The 17,516-nt window shown below is 68.8% G+C and carries 13 protein-coding genes; 2 read left to right on the top strand and 11 right to left on the bottom strand.

The window, feature by feature from the left end; genetic code table 11:
- Positions 1 to 50: 50 nt before the first annotated feature.
- The 7 genes from glgX to glgA are packed head-to-tail and all read right to left on the bottom strand — an operon-like array spanning position 51 to position 12,177.
- Positions 51 to 2,168, bottom strand: a complete 2,118-nt coding sequence (gene glgX / locus ABE543_RS00670) for a glycogen debranching protein GlgX (RefSeq protein ID WP_180875268.1) — start codon at positions 2,166 to 2,168, stop codon at positions 51 to 53.
- On the bottom strand, positions 2,155 to 2,325 hold the full coding sequence (locus ABE543_RS00665) for a DUF2934 domain-containing protein (RefSeq protein ID WP_080375226.1): 171 nt from the start codon (positions 2,323 to 2,325) through the stop codon (positions 2,155 to 2,157). The genes glgX and ABE543_RS00665 overlap by 14 nt, the downstream gene beginning before the upstream one ends.
- The gene (gene treY, locus ABE543_RS00660) at positions 2,294 to 4,867 is read right to left on the bottom strand and encodes a malto-oligosyltrehalose synthase (protein ID WP_346475118.1); all 2,574 of its coding nucleotides are present in this window, start codon (positions 4,865 to 4,867) and stop codon (positions 2,294 to 2,296) included. The genes ABE543_RS00665 and treY overlap by 32 nt, the downstream gene beginning before the upstream one ends.
- Positions 4,864 to 6,708, bottom strand: coding sequence for a 4-alpha-glucanotransferase (locus ABE543_RS00655; protein WP_346475117.1), 1,845 nt, complete (start codon positions 6,706 to 6,708; stop codon positions 4,864 to 4,866). Before ABE543_RS00655 ends, treY begins: the two co-directional genes overlap by 4 nt.
- Entirely contained in the window at positions 6,705 to 8,423 is a 1,719-nt protein-coding gene (treZ, locus tag ABE543_RS00650; protein WP_346475116.1) for a malto-oligosyltrehalose trehalohydrolase, read from the bottom strand. The genes ABE543_RS00655 and treZ overlap by 4 nt, the downstream gene beginning before the upstream one ends.
- Positions 8,420 to 10,654: a 1,4-alpha-glucan branching enzyme gene (locus ABE543_RS00645; RefSeq protein WP_346475115.1), complete on the bottom strand. Its 2,235-nt coding sequence runs from the start codon at positions 10,652 to 10,654 to the stop codon at positions 8,420 to 8,422. Before ABE543_RS00645 ends, treZ begins: the two co-directional genes overlap by 4 nt.
- Complete coding sequence (gene glgA / locus ABE543_RS00640) at positions 10,651 to 12,177, bottom strand: glycogen synthase GlgA (protein WP_180875273.1); 1,527 nt, start codon at positions 12,175 to 12,177, stop codon at positions 10,651 to 10,653. The genes ABE543_RS00645 and glgA overlap by 4 nt, the downstream gene beginning before the upstream one ends.
- Before the next feature lie 432 nt (positions 12,178 to 12,609).
- Between glgA and ABE543_RS00635 the strand changes: the two genes are divergently transcribed.
- A complete protein-coding gene (locus tag ABE543_RS00635) occupies positions 12,610 to 13,038 on the top strand; it encodes a PAS sensor domain-containing protein (RefSeq protein WP_053519756.1) in 429 nt (142 codons plus the stop codon).
- Positions 13,035 to 14,567, top strand: coding sequence for a sulfite reductase flavoprotein subunit alpha (locus ABE543_RS00630; RefSeq protein WP_164152873.1), 1,533 nt, complete (start codon positions 13,035 to 13,037; stop codon positions 14,565 to 14,567). Before ABE543_RS00635 ends, ABE543_RS00630 begins: the two co-directional genes overlap by 4 nt.
- A gap of 45 nt (positions 14,568 to 14,612) precedes the next feature.
- On the opposite strand, the gene ABE543_RS00625 is transcribed toward ABE543_RS00630, so the two are convergent.
- The 4 genes from ABE543_RS00625 to ABE543_RS00610 are packed head-to-tail and all read right to left on the bottom strand — an operon-like array spanning position 14,613 to position 17,497.
- On the bottom strand, positions 14,613 to 15,281 hold the full coding sequence (locus tag ABE543_RS00625; RefSeq protein WP_065183005.1) for an ATP-binding cassette domain-containing protein: 669 nt from the start codon (positions 15,279 to 15,281) through the stop codon (positions 14,613 to 14,615).
- The gene (gene modB / locus ABE543_RS00620; protein WP_065176130.1) at positions 15,271 to 15,954 is read right to left on the bottom strand and encodes a molybdate ABC transporter permease subunit; all 684 of its coding nucleotides are present in this window, start codon (positions 15,952 to 15,954) and stop codon (positions 15,271 to 15,273) included. The genes ABE543_RS00625 and modB overlap by 11 nt, the downstream gene beginning before the upstream one ends.
- Before the next feature lie 3 nt (positions 15,955 to 15,957).
- Complete coding sequence (modA, locus tag ABE543_RS00615; protein ID WP_263174491.1) at positions 15,958 to 16,701, bottom strand: molybdate ABC transporter substrate-binding protein; 744 nt, start codon at positions 16,699 to 16,701, stop codon at positions 15,958 to 15,960.
- Between the two features lie 19 nt (positions 16,702 to 16,720).
- Positions 16,721 to 17,497 (bottom strand): helix-turn-helix domain-containing protein, encoded by a 777-nt coding sequence (locus tag ABE543_RS00610; protein WP_197571123.1) that lies wholly within the window; start codon positions 17,495 to 17,497, stop codon positions 16,721 to 16,723.
- Positions 17,498 to 17,516: the final 19 nt, after the last annotated feature.

Raw genomic sequence — 17,516 nt, 5'->3', positions numbered from 1 at the left:
CGGGACCCGGCGCTGCCGATCGGTCTTCGCGCCGAGCGGGCGCGCTGCAATCAGGCGCTGCTGGCCGCGAGCAGGCACAGGCTGCGCGGCGGCAGGGTCCAGTCGCCGGTGCCGTCCTGCTCCAGCGGCGCCTCGTCGGTCTGCAGCAGTACGCGCCGGAACGACAGCGCCTGATCCGATACGCGGAACCGCTGCGGCTGGTCTCCGGCATTCAACAGCAGGGCGAGGCTGACATGCCGCCCGGGCTCACGCAGGCCGCTGTCGGGGCTTCGACCGTCCAGCACAATCAGCAGCGCGCGCAGTTCGGGGTCGTGCCAGTCCGCCTCCTCCATGCTGCGGCCGTCCGGATGCCGCCAGTCGATATCGCGCAGGCCCAGCGCTTCATCGTATTCACCGCGCAGGAACCGGTTCCTGCGCAGCAGGCCATAGCGCCGGCGCAGCGATAGTGCACGCCGCACGAATGCCACCTGCGCCTGCGCCGCCGGCTGCGAGGCACGCTCCCAGTCGATCCAGCTCAGCGGGTTGTCCTGGCAGTACGCGTTGTTGTTGCCCTGCTGCGAATGGCCGAACTCGTCGCCGGCCAGCAGCATGGGCGTGCCCTGCGACAGCAGCAGCGTGGCCAGCAGGTTGCGCATCTGCCGTGCACGCAACGAGAGGATCGCCGGATCATCGGTGTCGCCCTCCACACCGTGGTTGCTGGAAAGATTGTGCGAATGGCCATCGCGGTTGTCCTCGCCGTTGGCCTCGTTGTGGCGGTCGTTGTAGCTCACCAGATCGTGCAGGGTGAACCCGTCGTGTGCCGTTACCAGGTTGATGCTGGCCGACGGCCGCCTGCCGTGGTGTTCGAACAGGTCGGCCGAGCCGGTGAAACGGGTGGCGAACTCCGGCAGCTGCCCGCCATCGCCACGCCACAGCGCGCGCACTGTATCGCGGAAGCGGTCGTTCCATTCCGCCCAACCCGGCGGGAACTGGCCCAGCTGGTAGCCGCCCGGGCCGATGTCCCAGGGCTCGGCGATCAGCTTCACCTGGCTCAGGATCGGGTCCTGGCGTACCGCATCGAGGAAGCTGCCCGAGGCGTCGAAGCCATGGCGCTCACGGCCAAGAATGGTCGCCAGGTCGAAGCGGAAACCGTCTACCCGCATCTCGGTCACCCAGTAGCGCAGCGAGTCCATCACCATGCGCAGCGCGCCGGCATTGGTCAGGTCGAACGTGTTGCCGGTGCCGGTATCGTTGATGTAATAGCGGCGATCATCGGCCAATCGGTAGTAGCTGGCATTGTCGATGCCCTTGAACGACAGCGTGGGGCCCAGCTCGTTGCCCTCGGCGGTGTGGTTGTAGACCACGTCCAGGATCACTTCGATGCCGGCATTGTGCAGCCGCGCGACCATCTGCTTGAACTCGGCCACGGTGCCCGTCGACAGGTAACGCGGCTGTGGGGCGAAGAAGCCGATGGTGTTGTACCCCCAGTAGTTGCGCAGCCCACGCTCGAGCAGCTGCTGGTCGTCCACGTAGGCGTGCACGGGCAGCAGCTCGATGGCGGTCACACCCAGATGGCTCAGGTGGTCCACCACCGCATCATGCCGCAGTGCAGAGAAGGTGCCGCGCTCGGCCTGCGGGACATCAGGATGCTGCATGGTCAACCCGCGCACGTGCGCTTCGTAGATCACGGTCCTGTCCCAGGCCGTTTCGGGTGCACGCTCGACACCCCAGCTGAAGGCCGGATCGATCACGGCGCAGCGTGGCATGTAGCTGGCGCTGTCGCGGCGGTCGAAACTGAGATCGCCATCGCGATGGCCCAGGGTGTAGCCGAACAGGTGGGGCGCCCACTTCAGCTCGCCGACGATCTGCTTGGCGTAAGGGTCCAGCAACAGCTTGTTGGGATTGAAGCGATGCCCTTCCTCCGGCGCATACGGACCGTGCACCCGGTAGCCGTAGCGCTGCCCGGGCCTTACATCGGGCAGATAGCCGTGCCAGATCTCATTGGTGTACTCGGGCAGCGCGATGCGCTCCACCTCGCGGTTGCGCGCGTCGAACAGGCAGAGTTCGACCCGGGTGGCATGCCGCGAGTACAGCGCGAAGTTCACGCCCAGCCCGTCCCAGGTTGCACCCAGCGGGAAGGGCCGGCCTTCGCGCACGCGCGAGGTCTGTGCCCACTTACGGCTCGCCATCGCTGCCCTCCTCGCCGCGCGCCGCGGCAATCTCGGCCTCCACCAGCCGCTCGGCCATGTGCCAGTGCCGCTGCTGCTGGTCGTCCGGGCGCCCTTCCGCTTCCCATATCTGGTGGGCCAATGCCTCAATCCGCTGCCGTCGTTCCCTGCTGTCCATCCCTACCCGTCTCCTCGTTGATCCATACCGCCAGCGGGCTGCCAGCCAGAAGCCGTGCTGCATCCGCGGTTTCATTGAAATGTTCGATGCGTCCGTCCAGGAGGTTGCGCATGCGTCCTGCCGGAAGCCCGCGCAGCGTTGGGCCGGTGGCGACGTCACGCACAACGTTCAGGCCGGGCCCGGGCATGGCGATGGGCGAGCCACGCTGCACGATCACCAGCAGTACCTGCGTCTGGTGCCTGCGCACGAACGCCAGCCAGGGCGAGCGCGCAGGCGCGGACAGCGGCTGCAGCTCGCCGTACAGGAAAAGGTGCGGGTGCCTGCGGCGGCAATCCAGCAGCTGCCGCAGCAGCAATGCCTTGATGCCGCCGTCCCGCCAGTCCTGCAGCAGCGCGGGCCAGGAGCGCGTGTCCCGCAGCCATGCCTGCCGCGCCGGATAGTCCACGGCCCGGCGGTTGTCCGGGTCCACCAGGCTCAGGTCCCAGCCTTCGCCGCCTTGATAGAGGTCAGGCACACCGGGCAGGCAGTGCTGCAGGCACAGCTGTGCCAATCCATTGCAGGCGCCCGCCGGCGCGATGCGGGCCACGAAGGTCGCCAGCGCCTCGCGCACCGGCAGCAAGGGTGCTCCCTCCAGCAGCGCGTGCAGCCACTGCGCGGCGGCGTCCTCCACTGCCACATCGGGATCGGACCAGTTGCTGATCCGTTTGCCCTCGCGCAGGGCCTTGGTCAGCCAGTCCGCCATCCTCGATGCGAAGTCGGCACCGGGGGCGCCCTGCATCGGCCACGCCGCCACCAGCGCCTGCCACAGCGCATACGCCTCGGCGCCCGGCAACGGCAGCGGCATGCCGGCCTTGGCTGCCATCCGGCTCCAGCGCCGTACAGCATCCCGCCACTCCGCCGTGCAGGTGCTGAGCACCGCCAGCCGCGCCCGGCTGTCGCTGCCCCGCTTGTGATCGTGGGTCGCCAGCGCAAGCAGTGCCTCGGGATGGCGTCGCAGGCGCCGCGCTGCATGCTGCAGCAGCTCGCGTCCCTGCATGCCCAGCCGCTGCGGATCACTGCCGACTTCGTTGCGTGAGAGCAGTCTGAAGTAACGATAGAAGCCGGTATCCTCCACCGACTTGGCGTTCAACGGCGCGGCCAGCTGCCCGAAGCGCACGCGCAGCTCGCTTTCAGCCGGTGCCTGGCCGGGAAGTGCCTGCAGCAGCAGGTCCAGTGCCGCCCGTCCGGCACCGTCCAGCGCGGCTCGTGCCGTGGCAGCAGCGGCGACCAGTGCCTTCCGCTCACCCGCGTCACGCAACGAGTACGGGCGGTAGGTGCGGTAGTGCCGCAGCAGCGCGGCCAGCGCGCGCGCCAGGGCGGCCGTACCGATGTCGGCCTCGGCCAGCCGGGGCTGCAGAACCTGCTGCGCACTGCGCAGCAGGCGCTGGAAGTCGGTGTGAAGCGACTGGCGCAGCAGCATCCCGCGCGCGTCCTGCTGTATCTGGTCAAAGTCGCGCGTGTCGCCGCTCGCCGCCTGCCAGGCGCGTGAGAGCGCGGGCGCCGCTGCCGGATCGTGCAGCCACGCGCCGGCCTGGTCCATGAAGTCATAGCCGGTGGTCCCGTCGCAGGCCCACCCCTCGGGCAGCTGCTCGCCCTCGGCCAGTATCTTCTCGACGTGCAGAGTCACCGCCTCCGGATCACGGCTCCCGGCCGCGCAGGCAGCATCCACCGCCTCGCGCAGGCGCTGCAGATAGTCGCCGGGCGACGACAGGCCATCCACATGGTCGATGCGCAGGCCATCCACCCAGCCCTCACGCACCAGCCGCAACGGCAGCGCATGCACCGCTTCGAACACGTCCTCGCGCTCCACCCGCAGCGCGGCCAGTTCGTTGATATCGAAGAAGCGCCGGTAGTTCACCTGATCGCCTGCCGTGCGCCACCACGCCAGCCGGTAGTGCTGCCGCTGCAGCAGTGCCTGCAACCGCTCGACGCTGCGGTTGCAGCGTTCGGCCCACGCCGGCCACTGCGCGGCGTCCAGGGGATGACTGCGCGGCGACAACGGCAGGACCAGCCCATGATGGCGCAACCCTGGCCGCTCATCGTCCACCCCCACCCGCAGTACGCCGTCGCGCACGGCGTCGTGCAGTGGCCGGTCCAGCACCGGCAACCATAGCCGGCCTTCGCAGCCCGGCGCCTCCCAGTCGATGTCAAACCAGCCTGCGTGGCGGCTTCGACGCCCGTGCATCAGCACATCGCTCCACCAGTGGCTGTGCGGGGATGCCGCCAGATGGTTGGGCACGATGTCCAGGATCAGACCCAGGCCGTGTGAGCGCGCCGCGGTGGCCAGCTGGCGGAAGGCCGCTTCGCCGCCCAGCTGCGGATTGATGCTGGCCGGGTCGATGCCATCGTAGCCATGTGAGGACCCCGGGACCGCAGCCGCGATCGGCGACAGGTAAAGGTGACTGACGCCCAGTGCGGCGTAATACGGCACCTGCGCTGCGGCCGCTTCCAGGTCAAAGCCTGCGTGCAACTGCAGGCGCGCGGTGGCACGCAACCTCGTCATGGTCCCGTCCTGCGGCGCGTGCTGCTCAGGCGCGCCAGCCGCGCATCGGCGGCGGCACCGTCCCACGCCAGCGGCAACCGCCGTCGCCAGTTCGGATGCCCGCTGACGGTGCCTGGCAGGTTCACCTGCGCACGGCTGCCCAGCACATCTTCCAATGGCAGCAGCGCCAGCCGCGACGCTGCGTGGGCAACCAGTGACAGCGCTCCGTCCTCCACGGTCGCGCCGTCACCACCGCAGACCGCGGCCAGCGCCTGCACATCCCGCGCGCGCGCGCGCAGTGCCGCCGACAGGTCCTCCAGCTCACCCAGGCGGGCACGCCAGCGCAGGTCGCGCCCGCGCAGCCAGCCGGCCAGTGGCGGCAGGTCGTGGGTGGACGGCATGGCCACCGCATCGCGGCGCCACCGCGACGCCGGCAGGAAGCGCTCGCCGTTGCGGGCGAACGGCAGCACCTCGATGCCCAGGATGCCCCGGGCTGCCAGCCGCTGGCGGATGCCCGGCGGCACCACCCCCAGGTCTTCACCGATCAGCACGCAGCGATGCCGCCACGATTCCAGCACCAGCAGATTGATCAGGTCATCGAATGGATAGCGCAGGTACACGCCCTGCCTGGCGCCAGCGCCGTGAGGCAACACCCACAGCCGCTGCAGGCCGAGGATGTGGTCGATGCGCAGGCCACCGCGGCCGGCCATCACGGCGCGCAGTACGCGGATGAACGGTGCAAAGCCCTCGCGGTGCAACGCCAACGGTGACCAGCTGGTGATGCCCCAGGCCTGGCCGAGCGGATTGAACGCATCCGGCGGCGCACCCAGTTCAAGCCCCTGCAGCAGATCGGCGCCACCGGTGCGTGCCTCGACGCCCTGCGGTGCACAGCCCACGGCCAGATCGGCAATCAATCCGATCGACGCGCCATCACTGCGCAGCGCCGCGTGCACCTGCACCCAGCCCTGCTGCGCCAGCCACTGCGCAAATGCATGGTCGTCGGCGCTCCCGGTGATCCCGTCGGCGGCATGCTGGCAATAGCGCAGCAGCGGTTCGCCCTGCGCATCGCACCAGGTCTCGATCTGCTCGCACTGTGCCGGTGCCTGCTGCCGCAGCCAGTGGCGCACCTGTCGCAGCCAGCGCCACTTCAATGCCGCCGAGTGCGGCCAGTCGATGCGGCGTGCAGCGGTGGCGGCATCAATTGCCATCGCCAGTGCCTCGTCCTGGCGCAGCATGCTGTCGGCAGCCTCCGGCAGCACCTGCGGAAGAGATACCTGCAGCGGGTCGAGCCAGCGCCGGTCACTGGGCGAATAGGGGCTATGGCCCAGGCCGGGTGGCAAGCCGGCGTGCAGCGGACTCAACGCCAGTGCATCGCCTCCATGCCGCTGCAGCAGCTCACGCCACTGCGCACAGCCGGCGCTGTCACCGATGCCTGCATCGCCGCGGGCGCGCAGACTGTAGACCTGCACCGACAGACCCCAACCGCGCAGCAGGCGCGGTGGCCACCAGGCTCGCGGCGGCGCCACCGCGACCGCCTGTTGCCGCCCGCCCCGGCGCCACTGCCAATAGCCCGGTTGATCCGGAACGCGCCAGCGCCCCTGCGCATCAGGCCGTGCTGGCAGCTCGCGCCCCTGTTCATCCACCCAGCACGCCGCCCCCGTCGCCTCCGGCATCACCAGTACCTGGCCACAGCAGGCGGTGAGCAAGCGGGCGCGCACCGGCGCACCATCGCCTTGCAGCCCTTCCAGCACCGCGCGAAGCACGTCCGGCGCGACTTCGCGCTCGACGCCGGCCACGTCGGTCCAGCGCTCCAGGAGACCTGCCCGGCGTGCGGCGTCCCGAACCGATATATCCGTCCTCATGCCGCCACCCAGCACGCAACAACACTGCCGCCTGCCGGCAGCACACCGGCAACGTCGGGACCCACAACGCGCTCGCCGGCCGGCACCGCATGCGCCACGGGCCGTGGGCCCACATTGATCGCGATCCACCATTGGCCCGATGGCAGCTGCCAACCCGCCTGCACCGCCCCCTCGCCAAGCACCCGCGCACCCAGCGACCGGGCCTGCAGCAGGCCGGGCTGCAGATAGCGTCTGCGCAGGGCCAAAAACCCGCCTGTGCAACGCAGCCATTGCTGCGACCAGGGATCATCGCCGGGCGGCGGCGTGTACGAGACCTGCAGGGTGGCCGGATCGTTCGGGTCCGGAATACGCGCACGCGAGGCGGCATCGGCGAAGGCACTGAAGCCGGAAAACTCGCGGCGACGTCCCTCGCGCACCGCCTCGTCCAGCGGCGGCGCATAGTCGGTGAAGAACAGGAACGGCGACCGCGCCTGCCACGGTTCACCCATGAACAGCAGCGGGATCATCGGCGTCAGCAGGGTCAGCGCCAGTGCCGCGCGCAGCCGCGCCGGATCCACCAGCATCGACAGGCGCTCGCCGAAGGCACGGTTGCCCACCTGGTCGTGGTTCTGCGCGAATACAACGAAACGCGCGGGCGACAGGTCGCTGCTGGGTTCGCCGCGGGGATGGCCGCCCAGGTCAGGTTCACCCTGCCAGGCGAATCCTTCTGCCAGGCAGCGGGCCAGCAGCGCGTCGGCGCGACCGGCGTAGGCCGCGTAATAGCCTTCCTGCTCGCCGGTCAGCATCACGTGCAGCGCGTTGTGGAAGTCGTCGTTCCATTGCCCCTGATAGGCACCGCGCAGCCACCGCGCCTGGTTGCGTTCGTTCTCCAGCACCAGGTGCGCGTGCGGCACCTCCGCGCGCACCTCATCGGCCAGCTGCTGCAGGAAGCGGTCATCGTCGATGGCGTGTACCGCGTCCAGGCGCAGCCCATCGAAGCCATAGTCGCGCAACCACATCAGCGCATTGTCGATGAAGAAGCGCCGCACCCAGGGCTGGCGGAAGTCGATCGCCTCACCCCAGGGGGTGCTGCGATCGTCACGGAAGAACGCCCGCGCGTAGTCACGCAGAGGGTTGCCCTGCGGTCCGAAGTGGTTGTAGACCACATCCAGCAGCACCGACAGTCCGGCATCATGCGCCGCGTCGATGAAAGCCTTCAGCGCTGCCGGCCCGCCGTAGACATGGGCCGGTGCGTAGGGGAACACACCGTCGTAGCCCCAGTTGCGCCGGCCGGGAAACTGCGCAACCGGCATCAGCTCGATGGCGGTGATGCCCGTTGCGGCCAGCATCGGCAGCTGCGCGGTCAGTGCAGCGAGGCCGCCGCCTGCCTCGATGTGCACCTCACAGATGACCAGGTCCTGCCAGGCGGGCCCCTGCCACGTGGCCTGCGCCCTGCCGGTGTCCAGCACCACGGCGCTGTCGCCATCGACGCCGTCCGGCTGCCAGCGCGAGGCCGGATCTGGCACGTCCTGGCCTGAAGGGAGGCGGAACCGGTACCGGTCGCCATGCGATGCCTGTGTCCGCAGCCAGTGGCAACCGTCCGGCTCGCGTTGCATCGGCCGCAGCGCGCCCTGCAGGCACAGCGTCATCGTGTCCGCGTCCGGCGCCCACAGACGGAACTCCACCCCCTCACCGGCCGCACGCCAAGCGCCCAGACGCGGCGACGCTGTGGTCATGCATCAACCTGCAGGTACAGCGTGGACAGCGGCGGCAGGGTCAGCCGCAGCGACTGGGCGTGGCCATGCATCGGCCTTGGCTCGGTCTGCACCGCTCCGAGGTTGCCCGCATTGCCGCCGTTGTAATGCGCGCTGTCGGTGTTGAGGCGTTCCGTCCAGCGCCCCGGTTGCGGCACGCCAACCCGGTAACCCTCGCGCAGCACCGGGGTGAAGTTGCTCACCACCAGCAGGGTGCGGCCGCTGCCGGCAGGATCCCGGCGGATGAAGGCATACACGCTGTTGCGGCTGTCATCGGCCACGCTCCAGTCGAAACCGCGTTCATCGCGCTCGTCACGATGCAGCGCGGGTTCGGAGCGGAGCACGGCATTGAGGTCGCCCACCAGACGCGACAGGCCCCGGCCCTCACTGCTGGTCGCCTGTTCCCAGTCCAGTGCTGCATCGTGCGACCACTCATGTCCCTGGCCGAACTCGCCGCCCATGAACAGCAGTTTGCTGCCCGGGTGCGCCCACATGAAGCCGTAATATGCACGAAGCTGGGCCAGCCGCTGCGCCGGTTCGCCTGCCATCTTGGCCAGCAGCGCGCCCTTGCCATGCACCACCTCGTCATGCGACAGCGGAAGCACGAAGCGTTCGGAGAAGGCGTACACCAGGCCGAAGCTGATCTCGCTGTGGTGATGCTGGCGATGGACAGGATCGCGCCCCAGGTACTGCAGGGTGTCGTGCATCCAGCCCATGTTCCATTTGTGGGTGAAGCCAAGCCCGCCCTCCTCCACCGGCGCGGTCACCCCCGGCCACGCGGTGGATTCCTCGGCAATCACCAACACGTCCGGGAAGCGCTCACGCAGGGTCTGGTTCATCCGCCTCAGGAAGGCGACCGCCTGCAGGTTCTCTCGCCCGCCCTGCTCGTTGGGTATCCACTCACCGTCAGCACGGCTGTAATCCCGGTACAGCATGGACGCCACTGCGTCCACGCGCAGTCCGTCGATGTGGAACCGCTCCACCCACTCCAAGGCACTACCGATCAGGTAAGCGGCCACTTCGTTGCGGCCATAGTTGTAGATCAGCGTGTCCCAGTCAGCGTGCACCCCTTCGCGCGGGTCGGCATGCTCGTACAACGCGGTTCCGTCGAAACCGGCCAGGCCATGCGCGTCGTTGGGGAAGTGTGCGCTCACCCAGTCCACGATCACCCCCACTCCGGCCTGGTGACAGCGATCCACGAAGCGCGCAAAGGCGTGCGGCGTCCCATGGCGTGCCGTCGGTGCGTAGATCCCCAGCGGCTGATAGCCCCAGGAACCGCCGAAGGGATGCTCGCTGACCGGCAGCAGTTCGATGTGGGTGAAGCCGAGTCCGGCCACGTACGGAATCAGCCGGTCGGCCAGCGCATCCCAGTCCAGCGGTGCGCCATCATCGCCGCGCTGCCAGGAGCCCGCATGTACCTCGTAGATGGACAGCGGCGCGCTGGCGCCCGCCTGGCGCCGGGCCGCCCTCCAACCCTCGTCATGCCACTGCATCGGCGCCGCCGAAGGCACGCGTGAGGCGGTGGCCGGTGGCAGTTCGGCCCAGCGCGCCATCGGGTCGAACTTGTCGGGCATCACCTGGCCATCAGCCCCGACAATGCGGAACTTGTAGCGGGCACCGGCCTGCACGCCGGGCAGGAACAGTTCCCACACGCCAGCCGCATGGCGCAGCCGCATCGGATGGCGTCGGCCATCCCATCCGTTGAAATCGCCGACCACGGCGACCCGCCGCGCATTGGGCGCCCACACCGCGAAGCGCACGCCGGCGATCCCCTGCACCTGCATCGGGACCGCGCCCAGCTGGCGCGCCGCATCGGCATCACCGGCATGGAAGCGTTGCAGCAGCGCCTCGTCCAGCAGCGGGCCGAAGGCATAGGCATCGTGCACCTGCTCCACACCCTGCTCGAAATGCAGGGCAAGCAGCGGCACCGCCGCTTCACCGGCGGCGCCCTCGAACAGGCCGGGCAAGGGGCCCGGGTGCAGATCCCAGCGTCGCCCGTCCTCTCCGATCACCTCGACGCGCTGCGCGTGCGGCACCAGCACGCGCAACCGCCGTTCACCCTCGCGCTGGCGGTGCGGGCCCAGCCAGGCAAATGCATCTGCCGGGCGGGCATGGACGAGGTCCTCCAGCGCCGGCGCGATGCGGTGATCCAGTGCTGTGTCCGCGGTGATGTCGTCCTCGAGGGCGGCCAGATGCGCGCTGTCGTGGCTCATGCGGCCACCTGGCAGGTCTGCTGGTACAGCGCCAGATAGGCTCGCCCGGCCGCATCCCAGCCGCCCGGCCGCAGCATGGCGGCGCGGCGCATGGCCTGCAGCAGGCCTGGCAGACGGAAGGTGCGCATCGCCCGCTCCACGCAGCGGCGCAGGCCATCGGCATTGGCACCGTGGAACAGGAAACCGGTCACGCCATCCTCGACGGTGTCCACCAGCCCGCCCGTCGCATGCGCGACCGGCAGGCAGCCGAAGCGCTGCGCGTACATCTGGCTGAGCCCGCAGGGTTCAAAACGCGAAGGCATCAGCAGGAAGTCCGCGCCGGCGAACATCTGGCGCGCCAGCGCTTCCTCGAACCCGATGAATGCGCCCACCCGGCCCGGGTAGCGCCGGGCCAGCGCCTGCACCTGTGCTTCCACCTGCGGCTCGCCGCCGCCGATGACGACCAGCTGCCCCCCGGCCGCGACGATCTGTGGCGCCACGTCACAGGTGATGTCCAGGCCCTTCTGGTGCACCAGGCGGGAAACCACCGCGAACAGCGGGCCGGTCGAGGGCGCCAGGCCGAACGCCCTGCGCACCGCATGTGCGTTGGTCGCGCGTCCGGTCCATTCGCCGATGCCGAAGTGCGCCTTGAGGTGGATATCGCGTCGCGGATCCCAGCTGGCGTCGATGCCGTTGACGATGCCGCTCAGGTGACCGCCGGCGGCGCGCCGGGCCAGCAGGTCATGCAGTCCGCATCCATCATCCGGGGCGGTGATCTGCTGTGCATAGCGCAGGCTGACTGTGTTCAGCCGCGTGGCATTGGTGATGCCGCCCTGCAGGAATGACATCTGTCCGTGGAAGTGCAGTTCATCCAGGTGCGCGGCCGGTACGCCCAGCACCGGCGCAAGCGCATACGGGAACAGGCCCTGATAAGCCAGGTTGTGGATCGTCAGCAGCGTCGGCACTGCCGTCCGGTCCCAACGCACGTAGGCGGCGGCCATGGCCACCGGCCAGTCATTCAGGTGCAGCAGCTGCGGTGACCAGTCCAGCCCGGCACGCCCGGCCGCAATCTCCGCAGCCGCGTGTGACAGCGTGGCGAAGCGAACCGCGTTGTCCTTCCACTCCTGTCCCTGCCCATCCACGTAGGGCGAGCCTTCCCGCTCATACAGCTCAGGCGAGAGCAGCACGTAGATCGGCAGGCCGTCGGCCTGCACCGCCATGCCGATGGTGCACGCAGGCAGGCCGGCCCTTGGGCTGACCTGCCCCACCGGCCGCAGCTGCGGCAGGCGCTGCAGCACTTCCGGGTAGCCGGGAAGCAGCACGCGCGAATCACACGCGCCGCGCACCGCGCGTGGCAGGGCCGCGGCCACATCGCCCAGGCCTCCCGCCTTGACGAAGTCGGCCATTTCGGTCGCGACAAACAGCACGCGCTGTACCAGTTCCGGCAACTTCAACGGCTGTGAGTGGCCCCGGCGGGTTCCGATTGGTACAGGTGCACCGGGAGGCGTCGCAACGGGTGAAGCGGACTGGACGACGCGGGCCATGGCGATGATCTCGGAAGTGTTCAGGCAGACGGACGCCAGCGGCGCCCTGAGGGGCGCTGAAGCGGAGAGGGAAGTCGACGCAGAACGTGGGGGACGTCAGCGAGAGGCTCAGAAAGGACAATAGCCCCGCATGCGATCAATCGGCCGTGAAGCCCTGGCGATTTCTTTGTGACAACGCGTCATGAGCTGAGTACGCATGCCGCGTTCATCACGCCCATCGATGCCTCCCGGACGGGACATCCACCTGGATGCCGTGAGCGCGCTACCCGTGGCCTGGGTGTTGGCGGTCGGTTGGGTGCCATATGCGACATCCCGTCGCAGGCGGTCCCTGCCTCCCCCTTGACCAATGTCAAACCAGCCGCCGCCACGCGGGGGTATCTCTATGCAGGCCCCGAACATGCCGGCGTTTCCGGCAGCCACAAGGACCCTGCAATGCACGACACCCCCGACAACAGCCAGCTCCTGAACGCCCTGCAGAAGGTCATGGTGATCTCTACCACTGACCTGCAGGGCAACATCACCTACGCCAATGATCTGTTCTGCACGCTCACCGGCTTCGCACGTGAAGAACTGATCGGCCAGCCGCACAGCATCGTGCGCCACCCGGATGTGCCCAAGGCCGTCTACAAGGACATGTGGGACACGATCAGAGCCGGCGGCATCTGGACCGGCATCGTGCCGAACCTGGGCAAGGGTGGCGTGCTCTATGTGGTCGACACCACCGTGCAGCCGCTGTTCGACGCCGAAGGCAACATCACCGCGTACATCAGCATCCGCCGCGTGGTGAACGACCTGATGCAGGACTTCGAGCAGGTCGAGTTCAGCAAGGAGAAATTCGACGACTTCTACGAGGCCGCGTGAACACCATCGCTGCCACACCGGTTCGCCGCCTGCTGGTGGGTTTCGCCTCCGAATCGGGCAATGCCCGCGCCCTGGCCCAGCGCCTGGGCGCGGACCCTGGCCTGCAAGCGCTCGCGCCGCAGGTGCTGCCGTTCAACGACATTGACGTTGCCAGCCTGGGCCAGGGCGATGTGCTGCTGGCGATCTCCAGTTCGTTCGGCGACGGCGAGCCGCCCGCGAACGGCGAACGCTTCTTCCAGAGCGTGTGCCAGACCGGGTCGCTGCCCGGCCTGCGCTACGCGGTGTTCGGCCTGGGCGACACCGGCTACCCTCGATTCTGCGGCTTCACCCGAGCGCTGGACGCGGCGCTGAGCGAACGCCAAGCGCAGCCGCTGCTGCGGCGGGTCGACGCCGACCTCGGCTATGAACGGTTCTTCCAGCAGTGGCAGCCGGTGCTCCGCCAGGTGCTCGAGGGCGATGCCGCCGCCGGCCAGGACCTGCACCTGCAGGTTACCGCCTACGGTGACGACAATGCCTTCGCCGCGCCCATCGTCGAGCGCCACCGCGTCAACAGCAGTGATCCGGCCGCGTGGCACCTGCAGCTGGATATTGCCGGCAGTGGCATGGTCTACCGCGCCGGCGACACGGTGCACGTGCTGCCGGACCACGACCCTGCACTGCTGCAGGCCCTTGCCACCTGGTACGGCGACAATGCGGCCATCGCCATGCTGCAGGACCGCGAACTGCGGCTGCTGGGCAGGGGCGTGCTGCGCGAGCTTGCCAGGCTGGGCGACAGCGAGCGGTTGAAGTCGCTGCTGAAGGTCAGCCAGAAGCGCGAGCTGGATGCCTACCTGCACGGTCTGGACGTGCTGGATATCCTGCAGGACCACGCCAGCCCGGACCGCGTGCCGCTGGCCAGGCTGCGCGACATCCTGTCAGCGCGCCTGCCACGGGCCTACTCGATCGCCTCGCATCCCGGCAACGGCCAGCTGAGCCTGTGCATACGCGAAGTGCGCTACACCCTGCGCGGCCGCGAGCGTTCCGGTACCGCCACCGGCAGCCTGCTGCGGGGGGGCAGCCACGCCCGCGTGTACTGCCGCTCCAATCCAGGCTTCCATCTGGCCGACACCGGCAGCGCGCCCCTGCTGCTGATCGGCACCGGCACCGGCATCGCGCCGCTGATCGGCCTGGTGCAGCAGGTGCAGGCCAATGGCTGCGGACGCGAACTGCATCTTGTGTTCGGCGAGAAGCATTGCGAACACGATTACCTCTATCGCGAGCAGCTGCAGGACTGGCATGCGCGCGGCGTGCTCGCCGGCCTGCATCCTGCCTTCTCGCGTGACGGAACCGAAAAGGTGTATGTGCAGCATGTGCTGCGGCAGCGCGCCCGCGAAGTAAGGCAGGTGTTGTCCCGCGGCGGGCACCTGTACCTGTGCGGCAACAAGCGCCACCTGGAAGACGCGGTGCGCGAGGCCATCGACGCCATTGGCGGCCAGGGGCATTGGGACCTGCTGCGCGGGGAGGGCCGCATTCACTGCGAGCTGTACTGACCCTGCATCGATTCGGCCGGCCGTGGCCCGGCACGAGCGCATGCATCAATCGCCGACGACCCGGCCGTCCGCCATGTGCGCGACCTGCTGGCCGAAGACAACGGCATCCTGAGGATCGTGGCTGATCAGCAGCAGCGGAATGCCGGTACTGTCCAGCACCGCCGCCAGCTCCTCGCGCAGGTGCTGGCGCAGGTCGTGGTCCAGTGCAGCGAACGGCTCGTCCAGCAGCAATGCCTGCGGTTGGGTCACCATGACCCGCGCCAGGGCCGTACGCTGACGCTGGCCGCCGGAGATCTGCGACGGCAGCAGATCCCCCACGTGGTCGATACGGAACGCCTGCAGCCACTGCTCGACGACGTCGAAGCGCTGGCCACGGCGTGGATTGAACCAGCTCCGCTGCAGCCCGAACGCCACGTTCTGGCGCACGCTCAGGTGGGGAAACAGCGCGTAGTCCTGGAACACGTACCCCAGGCGACGCCGCTGCGGTGGCAAGTCGACCCGCGCGTGGGAATCGAACAGCACCTGCCCCTGCAGCGTCACATGGCCCTGTCCGGGACGCAGTAGTCCGGCCACGGCCTTGAGCGTCAGGCTTTTGCCTGCCCCGGACGGGCCGAACACCACCACCTGGCGCTGCGTGCACTGCAGCGTGACGTCCAGTTCGAAGACCTGGCCCGCTGCCTGCATCCGGCGCTGCACCTTCAGGTCAAGCCACATCGCGCAGCTCCCTGCGATGCCCGCCCACCAGGCGTGCCGCCAGCAGCAGGATGACGATGCACACTACCGACGTCAGGATCACCAGCGCATTGGCCCTGCCGTCCTGCCCTGCCTGCACCGCCTCGTAGATGGCGATCGACAGCGTCTGCGTACGACCCGGGATGCTGCCGGCCACCATCAGCGTCGCGCCGAACTCACCCATCGCCCGGGCAAACGCCAGCAGGAGGCCGGCGAGAATGCCGCGCCAGGCCAGCGGCAGCGTGATGCGGAAGAACACCGCCGCCTCCGACACGCCGAGCGTGCGCGCGGCCTGCTCCAGCTGCCCGTCCACATCCTCGAACGCCGCGCGTGCCGGCTTGAACACCAGCGGCAGCGAAGCCACTGCCGCGGCGACCACCGCCGCCTGCCAGGTAAAGATCAGGTTGATGCCGAACCACGACTGCAACCACGCGCCGATGGGGCCGTTGCGCCCTATCAGCACCAGCAGGTAATAACCGAGCACCGTCGGCGGCAGCACCATCGGCAGGGTCAGCAGCGAATCCAGCAGTTCGCGGCCGGGGAAGCGCCGACGCGCCAGCAACGCCCCCAATCCAACGCCCAGCACCAGATTGATCGCCGTGGCCCAGCCGGCGACCTTCAGCGACAACCCCAGCGCGCTCCAGTCCAGGTCCATCCGTCAGGGCTTGCCGAACCCGTGCCTGGCCAGGATCGCCTGACCTTGTGCCGACCGCACGAAGGTGGCGAAGCGCCTGGCTTCGGCTGGCTGCGTGCTGGCCCGGGTCACCGCCAGCGGATAGGCGATGCGTCCGGACACCGGCACTGCGAAGGCACGACGCACGCGGCCGGCCATGGCCTGTGCGTCGGTGGCGTAGACGAAACCGGCGTCCACTTCGCCCCGCGCCACGTAATCCAGCGACTGGCGCACGTTCTGCGTGGTGACGATCCTGCTCTGCACCGACGGCCACAGGTCCGCCGCTTCCAGCGCACCCTTGGCATAGCGGCCGACCGGCACGCTGTCCGGGTTGCCCAGCGCGAGGCGCCGCACGTCGGCACCCGCGAGATCCTTCAGGCTACGCGGCCCGCCCCGGGTCTGCGGCGGCACCACCACCCACAGCGCGTTCACCGCGAACACCTCGCGGGTACCGGCAGCCAGCAGGCCCTGCCGCTGTGCCTGATCCATGGTGACTTCGTCGGCCGAAGCAAACACATCGACCGGTGCGCCCCGGCTGATCTGCTGCAGCAGCACGCCGGAGGCGGCGAAGTTGAAATCGACCCGGGCGCCGGGGTGGGCCTTCTCATAGGCGGCACCGAGTTCACGGAAGCTCTCGGTCAGGCTCGACGCCGCCGATACCGTCAGCCCGGCTGCGTACGCCGGCAGCGACGCCAGCATCCCCAGCAACATCAGTCCCGCTCGCATCATCTTCGGCTCCCGGCCAGATTCAGTTCGGATCGGATTCATCGGCCGATGCCAGCAATGCCAGGCGCTCGGGCTGCAACAACAGGATCTCCCGCTGCCTGACCGCGATGATCCCATCATCGCTCAGCCGGCGCAGCACGCGGCTGGCGGTTTCCGGTGCCATCCGCAGGTAATTGGCGATCTCGGTGCGTGCCATCGTCAGGTTGAACCGGGTGGCGGAGAACCCGCGGCGTGCGTAGCGCTCGGACAAGTCCAGCAGGAACGCGGCCATCCGCTCTTCGGTGCGATGGTTGGCCGCCAGCAGGGCGACCTTGCCGATCTCCGCACTGAGCAGGCTGAACAGCCGCGCCTGCAGGCCCGGCATGCGGGTGGCCAGCAGGCTCAGCCTGGGGAATGAGATCCGGCACAGGTACACGGTATCCAGCGCCACGGCATTGCAGGGAAAGCGTGCCTCGTGGATCGCGTTCAGGCCGATCACCTCACCGGGCAGACTGAAACCGAGCACCTGCTCGTTGCCCTGGCTGTCATCGACAAACGTCTTGACCATGCCGGCACGCACCGCCGCGATCGAATCGAACGGCTCGCCGGCGCGGAAGATGTAGTCGCCCGCGTGGAACGGGCCGACATGGTCGACCAGCACATGCAGTTCGCCCAGCGCGGCCTTGTCATACCCCTGCGACATGCAGGCATCGGAGAATGCACAGGTACTGCAGAAGTGCAGCGCGTCGCCGTCATCGGCAGCGGCGGGGTTCGGCGTCGCCGCGCCCTGGCGAACCTGTGGGGACGGAGTGGAGAACATCACGGAATGCCTGGATGAA

Origin of the sequence: Stenotrophomonas sp. TWI169, from assembly GCF_039674705.1 — a bacterium.
GTDB lineage: Bacteria > Pseudomonadota > Gammaproteobacteria > Xanthomonadales > Xanthomonadaceae > Stenotrophomonas > Stenotrophomonas maltophilia_P.
This window is presented reverse-complemented; position numbering and strand designations above follow the sequence as displayed.

Coding starts and splice junctions, on each gene's coding strand:
- glgX (WP_180875268.1), bottom strand. CDS start 2,168: ATGGCGAGCCGTAAGTGGGCACAGACCTCGCGCGTGCGCGAAGGCCGG.
- ABE543_RS00665 (WP_080375226.1), bottom strand. CDS start 2,325: ATGGACAGCAGGGAACGACGGCAGCGGATTGAGGCATTGGCCCACCAG.
- treY (WP_346475118.1), bottom strand. CDS start 4,867: ATGACGAGGTTGCGTGCCACCGCGCGCCTGCAGTTGCACGCAGGCTTT.
- ABE543_RS00655 (WP_346475117.1), bottom strand. CDS start 6,708: ATGAGGACGGATATATCGGTTCGGGACGCCGCACGCCGGGCAGGTCTC.
- treZ (WP_346475116.1), bottom strand. CDS start 8,423: ATGACCACAGCGTCGCCGCGTCTGGGCGCTTGGCGTGCGGCCGGTGAG.
- ABE543_RS00645 (WP_346475115.1), bottom strand. CDS start 10,654: ATGAGCCACGACAGCGCGCATCTGGCCGCCCTCGAGGACGACATCACC.
- glgA (WP_180875273.1), bottom strand. CDS start 12,177: ATGGCCCGCGTCGTCCAGTCCGCTTCACCCGTTGCGACGCCTCCCGGT.
- ABE543_RS00635 (WP_053519756.1), top strand. CDS start 12,610: ATGCACGACACCCCCGACAACAGCCAGCTCCTGAACGCCCTGCAGAAG.
- ABE543_RS00625 (WP_065183005.1), bottom strand. CDS start 15,281: ATGTGGCTTGACCTGAAGGTGCAGCGCCGGATGCAGGCAGCGGGCCAG.
- modB (WP_065176130.1), bottom strand. CDS start 15,954: ATGGACCTGGACTGGAGCGCGCTGGGGTTGTCGCTGAAGGTCGCCGGC.
- modA (WP_263174491.1), bottom strand. CDS start 16,701: ATGATGCGAGCGGGACTGATGTTGCTGGGGATGCTGGCGTCGCTGCCG.
- ABE543_RS00610 (WP_197571123.1), bottom strand. CDS start 17,497: ATGTTCTCCACTCCGTCCCCACAGGTTCGCCAGGGCGCGGCGACGCCG.